Origin of the sequence: Kitasatospora sp. NPDC058190, from assembly GCF_042883685.1 — a bacterium.
Taxonomy (GTDB): domain Bacteria; phylum Actinomycetota; class Actinomycetes; order Streptomycetales; family Streptomycetaceae; genus Kitasatospora.
On record NZ_JBHVVI010000243.1, the window covers coordinates 1 to 4,911 of the forward strand.

At 72.3% G+C, this 4,911-nt stretch carries 3 protein-coding genes; 1 reads left to right on the plus strand and 2 read right to left on the minus strand.

What is annotated here, in order from left to right:
• A partial coding sequence (locus ACFVWU_RS44230; RefSeq protein ID WP_387632242.1) for a roadblock/LC7 domain-containing protein occupies nucleotides 1-230 on the minus strand: 230 nt, incomplete at its 3' end.
• A 10-nt stretch (nucleotides 231-240) separates the two neighbouring features.
• Nucleotides 241-4,008 carry a nitrate- and nitrite sensing domain-containing protein gene (locus tag ACFVWU_RS44235; RefSeq protein WP_387632238.1) on the minus strand — a complete coding sequence of 1,256 codons (3,768 nt, stop codon included), beginning with the start codon at nucleotides 4,006-4,008 and terminating at the stop codon, nucleotides 241-243.
• A gap of 639 nt (nucleotides 4,009-4,647) precedes the next feature.
• Between ACFVWU_RS44235 and ACFVWU_RS44240 the strand changes: the two genes are divergently transcribed.
• Complete coding sequence (locus tag ACFVWU_RS44240) at nucleotides 4,648-4,866, plus strand: hypothetical protein (protein ID WP_387632240.1); 219 nt, start codon at nucleotides 4,648-4,650, stop codon at nucleotides 4,864-4,866.
• Nucleotides 4,867-4,911 lie beyond the last annotated feature (45 nt).

Below are 4,911 nucleotides of genomic sequence, written 5' to 3' on the forward strand. Positions count from 1 at the left end.
ACGACGGTCTGGTTGACCTCGCCGCCTTCGAAGATCCGGCTGGCGCCGGAGGTGAGGGAGGTGAGGCCGGAGGCGACGGCGGCGAGCTGGTCGGCGCGGTCGCGCGGGAAGCCCTCGGACATGCACAGCAGGAGGCCGTCGGCGGAGACCACCACGGTGTGGGACACCCCGGGGGTGTTGTCCACGAAATTGGTGATCAGCCAGTTCAGGTTCTGTGCGGCCTGGCTCATCTGGTTCAACTCAACGCTCCTGGTGATCTGCGCCGTTGCCGTCGCTCCGGCCACCGAAACTATCGAATCCGGGCTGCTGGGCACCATGCTGGAAGCCCGTCTGGTTGGCGGCCTGTTCGGCCCCGGCCCGGCGGCCCTGCTGGATGCCGCGGCGCAGGTTGGTCAGTCGGCCGCGGACCTCCTCGGGGGCCCGGGAGACCTGCGGACCGGTCAGCGGCGAGGCCTCGGCGGTGCCGGAGACCAGGTTGGCCTGCGGGGTCCGGCGCGGGAGGCCGGACATCGTGACACCGCTGGTCGAGGGCTCGCGGACCTGCTCGGCCCGGCGCCAGCGCTCGTCGTTCGCGGACGGGCGCCAGGGCGCGTCACCGCTGCCCGGCTGCGGGGGCTGCGGCTGCTGGGCTTGTGCCTGCTGGGGCTGGGCCTGCGGCGGCTGCTGCTGCTGCGGGGCCTGGGCCTGCGGGGCCCGGGTCTGCTGCGGTGCCTGCGACTGGAGGTCCGGCGCGGAGGTGCCGGGCCGACGCGGCTGGTACGGGCGCGGCCGGGCCTGCTGCGGGGACTGCGGCTGGGCCTCGCCCTGCTGCGGGTGCCAGGGCTGCTCGCCGGTCGCCTCGGACGGGCCGGTCGGCAGGGCCATCGGCTCCTGCCGCTGACGCTGCTGCTGCGGGGCCGGGGCCTGCTCCGGACGCGGCTGGGGCTGCGGCTGGGCCGGGTTCGGCACGTTCGGCAGCACCGGCTCCACCAGGCCGAGGCCCAGCGGGTCGCGCGGGTCGATCTGGCTGGCCTCGAAGCGCGGCCGGGCGAACTGCTGGGTGCTCTCCACCGGCGACGGCTCGGCCGACGGCAGCGGCTGGGCTGGCTGCTGCGGGGGCAGCTGCGGCTGGCGGTCGCGGCGCGGCGCGTCCGGGCCGGGGCGCTGCGGACGACGCTGGCCCTGCGGACCCTGCGGACCCTGCGGACCCTGCGGACCCTGCTGGCCCTGGGGGCCCTGCTGACCGGGGGCACCGGGGCCCTGGCGGCCCGGGGCCCGCTGCGGCAGGCCGTCCTGCGGACGGTTGCCCGGACGGGCGCCCTGCTGCGGCGCACCGGCACCGCCCGGGCGGCCGTGCTGCGGCTGCTCGCCGGTCCGCGGCGCCGGAGCGCCGTCGAACTCGCCGCCGGCGTTCGGACGTTCCTGGCCGGGGCGGCCCTGGCCGCGGCGGGGCAGACCGTTCAGGCCGTTCTTCGGCGGGCCCTGGCGGCCCGGGGCCCGCTGCGGCAGACCGCCCTGCGGCGACTGCTGCGGCTGGCCCTGACCCTGCTGGCCCTGACCCTGCTGGCCCTGACCCTGCTGGCCCTGACCCTGCTGGCCCTGACCCTGCTGGCCCTGACCCTGCTGGCCCTGACCCTGCTTGCCCTGGGGCTGCTGACCGGGGGCCTGCTGGCCCTGCTGGGCGGGGACCGGGTTGTCGCGCAGCGACCGGCCGACCTGACGGGTCGGAAGCCCGCCGGAGCGGCCACCGGGCGCACCCGGGCCGGTCGGCGCGGCAGGAGCCGCCGGACCCTGGCCGAGCTGCGGACGGCCGCCCTGCGGGGCGCCGCCCGCCGGGCCCTGGCCGAGCGCGGCCGGGCCGCCCTGGCGGCCGGGCTGGACCTGGCGCTGCTGGCGCGGCGTCGGGGCGACCCCGCGCTGCTGCTTGCCCTGACCGGGGCCGGGGCGGCCGGGGCCGCGGCGGTCGGCGGAGTTGGTGACGTCCACCGGGAGCATGACCAGTGCGGTGGTGCCGCCGGAGTCGCTCGGGCGCAGCTGGATCCGGATGCCGTGTCGCAGGGACAGGCGGCCGACCACGAAGAGGCCCATGCGGCGGGAGACGGAGACGTCCACCGTCGGCGGGTTGGCGAGGCGCTCGTTGATCTCGGCGAGGTCGTCCGGGCTCAGGCCGATGCCGGTGTCGTGGATCTCGACCAGCACCCGGCCGTCCGGCAGCGCGTGGCCGGTGACCCGGACGCGGGTCTGCGGGCTGGAGAACGAGGTGGCGTTCTCCAGCAGCTCGGCGAGCAGGTGGACGAGGTCGTTGACGACGCGGCCGGCGACCTCGGCCGACGGGACGGCGGCGAGCTCGATGCGCTCGTACTGCTCCACCTCGGAGGCGGCGGCGCGGAGCACGTCGACGAGCGGAACGGGCCTGGTCCAGCGGCGACCCGGGTCCTCACCGGCGAGGACGAGGAGGTTTTCGCCGTTGCGGCGCATGCGGGTCGCGAGGTGGTCCAGCTTGAACAGGTTGGCCAGCTGGTCCGGGTCGGCCTCGCGGCTCTCCAGCTCGGAGATCAGCGACAGCTGGCGCTGGATGAGGCCCTGGCTGCGGCGCGAGAGGTTGGTGAACATCGCGTTGATGTTGCCGCGCAGGAGGGCCTGCTCGGCGGCGAGGCGGACGGCCTCGCTGTGCACCATGTCGAAGGCGTGCGCCACGTGGCCGATCTCGTCGGTCGAGTCGACGGCGACCGGCTCGACCGTGGTGTCGACGTCGTGCGGGTCGCTCTCGGAGAGGGTCTTGACCAGCTCGGGCAGACGGCGTTCGGCGACGTCCTCGGCCGCGGCCTGCAGGCGGGTCAGCGAGCGCACCATCGAGCGGGCGATCAGACCGGCGCCACCGAGGGCGACGAGCAGGGTCAGGGCGACGGCGGCACCGATGATCAGGGCCTCGGTGTCGGCCTGGGACTGCAGGTCCTGGGCCTTTCCGTCGAGGTCCTCGATCAGCTTGGACTCGATCCGGCGCTCGGCGGTGATCTTGGCGCTGGCCTTCTCGTACCAGTCCTTGTACGAGACCGGCTCGGTCTGGTGGATACCGCTGGGCTGGAGGATCGAGCGCGAGTAGCGGTCGGCCTCGGCGACCACGTTGTTGTAGCTCAGCTGTCCGCGCAGGTTGTCCAGGTCGTGCGCGGTGTAGATGTTGTTGAAACTCGTCAGCGAGTTGTCGTACGAGGTGCGCAGGCGGATGCCGAAGGACTCGTCACTGGGGCTGAGGTCGGGACCCTTGGGGTTGGCGAGACCGGCGCTGATCAGCGCGCGCTGCTGCGAGGTGGCGTCCTTGGCCAGCGAGAACTGCTGCAGGGCGCGGGTGGCGACGAGCAGGTCCTTGTTGTTCGAGGCGAGCGCGATGTCCTGGGTGATGGACAGCAGGTCGCGGATGATCACGTCGTAGGCGGTGATCGTCGCCTGGATGTTCTGGTTGTTCTGGTACGGCGTGTTCCGGGCGTCCGCGATCGAGTTCAGGTCCTTGCGGATCTGGAACAGCAGGGCCTTACCACCGGAGAGGTCGAGGTTCTCGAACTTGTCCGAGGAGGTGGTGAAGGTGCGGCTGAGGTCGTCGGTCGACTTGCGGGCCGTGGCGATCTCGTCGTCGAGCGGGTCGTTCGGACGGTTGGTGATGTAGCCGGCGCTGAGGTCGCGCTCGGTCTGCAGGGCGTCCGCGAGGTTGGTCGCCTTCTTGGCCAGGTCGGACAGGTTGGCCATCTGGGCGAGTTGCTGCGAGTTCTGCATCGAGGTCTGGATGCGCAGGCCACCGAGGACCAGCGAGACCAGGACGGGGAGCGCGAGCAGAGCGATCAGGCGGGTGCGGATGCGCCAGTTGCGCATCGCGAGCCGGCTCAGACCGGTGGCGCGTCGCCTGGTCAGGGTGGTCCGGAGCTTGTCCCTGGTGGACTTGCGGTCCTGGCCGTCCTCCTCCGGACGACCGGGGGACTCGGGCGTCACCGGGTCGGCCGGGCCGCCGGGGGCCGCCGCCTGTTGAGGGGCTGCCACAGGCTCGCGCGACTCCGGGTTCCCCGCGGCGCCGCTACCCCTTTTGAAACGTCCCTGCACTGGCGTCGCAACCTCTGGACCGGGCGTCCCGCCGCGTCGCCACGGCCTGGACGGTGTCGAGTTTCCATCCGCACCCCGGCCGGTCCGGGAGAGCGGGTCGCCGGGGTGGACTGCTCCCTACCCACGGTCCGTGGCATTCCAGCACAGCCGGGGAATCCCAACAAGGGCCGCCGGAACCAGGCGCCCGGTACTACCGACCGCATGCGTCTTTTCACTGACTGTGCGGTAACCGGACCGGAATACCGCCTTTTTCGGACACTCGCCGGATACATGCCAACCAGGCCGTAGATCGAAAAGAGTCGCAGACCTGCTGGAATGCCCGTTATGGGTGGATTGCCGGGAAATTCCGTTGCGGCGATATGTCGGATATCTGCGATTTGCTGATCAATTTGTGAGCAAAATCACAGACTAATGTGTAGCTTTGGTCACGGTCTCTGTGGAATGAGATCTCGTAACCTGGCTGTCGCCTGGGCGCGGCCCCGATCAGCCTGCCCAGAACCCCTCCGAATCAATCGGAACCACTCAGGCCGGTGCCGATCCCGCGCGGATCCGCCCGGCCACGACCACGAGGTGCTCTCGATGTCCCTGGCGAAGAAGGCCACCAAGTCCACGCTGTCCTGCCGCTCCACGGCGAACCCGCGCCGGACCACGCTGGCCTCGGTCGAGGACTTCAGCAAGATCCCGGGCGCCCGCAAGTCCGAGGACGTCGTCACCTACGGCACCGAGCTGCCGGCCAGCACGGCCAACCCGCGCCGCACCCAGCTGATGGTCGCCCCCGTGGTCGCCCTCCAGGACTGACCCGACCGATGCTCAACCGAGGGCGCGTCGCCACGACCGTGGCGA